Raw genomic sequence first — 1,482 nt, forward strand, 5'->3', positions numbered from 1 at the left:
CTGAACTTTTTACGGCGGTCTGTTCCACGCGAGGGTGCCCCGCCCTCTCGCCGCAAAAAGTTTTTACGTCCCTCTCCAGGACCCGTCCCGCTCCCGCCCCACCCCCTCGCGTCACCCCAATGCCCTTGCCTCTGCTGGGAGTTCGTATGATCCGCCGTCCCGCCGCTGTGCTGCTCGCCCTTGTGGTGGGGGGCGGGCTCGCCGCCTGCAGTAGCAGCACCCATGTGCCCAAGGCCGGTGCCGAGGTTGTCGCCACTGCCGCACCCCGGGCCACCGACAGCGTTGCCCCGATGGCGGCTTCCAAGCCCGTTCGGGTGCGGATACCGGCCGCCTCCGTGGACGCCTCGCCCATCCTCGATCTCGGGCTTGCCGATGACGGGACCGTCCAGGTGCCGTCCGTCGCGCAGGCCGAGCGCATCGGGTGGTACGACAAGGGCGTCACCCCGGGCCAGACCGGGCCCGCCGTGCTCATCGGGCACTACGACACCGTGGAGGGGCCGGCCGTCCTCAAGGACGTCGAGAAGATCAAGGTCGGGGATCCGATCGTCGTCGATCGGGCTGACGGGTCCACCGCCACCTTCACCGTGCGGGAGCTGGAGCAGGTGGACAAGAAGCACTTTCCGACCAAGAAGGTCTACGGCAATACCCGGCGTCCCGAGCTGCGGGTGATCACCTGCGGCGGTGCGCTGCGCGACGGGCACCGGCCCGACAACATCGTCGTCTACGCCGACCTGACCGCGGGCCCGCGCCCGTAGAACGCCTCAGGCAGAATCGGCGCCATGACGAGTACCCCGAAGGACCGGTGCTACCGCTCTCCCGCCGGTATCGCCGGTGGCGTCCTGCTGCTGGCCCTGGCCGCCTGGCTCGGCGGTGACGCGCTGCTGCGCGGTGCGGGACGGACGCCGTGGCTCGCGCTGGCGGCACTGCTGTGCGTGGTGCCGCTGGTGATCGCGTTCACGTTGCGCCCGGCGGTGTGGGCCGGCGAGGAACGGCTGCTGGTGCGGAATCCGTTCCGCACGATCACCCTGCCGTGGGGGAGCGTGGAGCACATCCGTGCGGGGTACTCGAGCGAGGTGCTGGCCGGGGGGAAGAAGTACCAGCTCTGGGCGATCCCGGTGTCGCTGCGCCAGCGGAAGCGGGCCGCGCGGCGCGCGGCCCGCGGGGCTGCGGAGGGGCTCTCCCTGCCGACGGAGGCGCCGGGCAAGGCGTCCTCCGACCAGGCGATCGACGACCTCCGCGAGCTGGCCGAACGTTTCGCCGAGCGGGACGGCACCCCTGCGGTGCGCTGGGCGTACGAGGTGATCGTGCCGTCGGCCGTGGGGTTGGCGGTCTTCGCGGTTCTCGTCGCTCTCGGCTGACCACCTGTTGTGACGTGAGGGGGTGGGGTGGGAGCGGGACGGGTCCTGGAGAGGGACGTAAAAACTTTTTGCGGCGAGAGGGCGGGGCACCCTCGCGTGGAACAGACCGCCGTAAAAAGTTCAG

2 protein-coding genes are annotated in these 1,482 nt (G+C 70.4%); both read left to right on the forward strand.

Annotated features, from left to right (window positions below):
• Positions 1–146 precede the first annotated feature (146 nt).
• The gene (locus ACWD4B_RS35715) at positions 147–755 is read left to right on the forward strand and encodes a class F sortase (RefSeq protein ID WP_451424672.1); all 609 of its coding nucleotides are present in this window, start codon (positions 147–149) and stop codon (positions 753–755) included.
• A gap of 24 nt (positions 756–779) precedes the next feature.
• Positions 780–1,358 (forward strand): PH domain-containing protein, encoded by a 579-nt coding sequence (locus ACWD4B_RS35720; protein ID WP_451424673.1) that lies wholly within the window; start codon positions 780–782, stop codon positions 1,356–1,358.
• Positions 1,359–1,482: the final 124 nt, after the last annotated feature.

It is taken from the genome of Streptomyces sp. NPDC002536, from assembly GCF_053594995.1.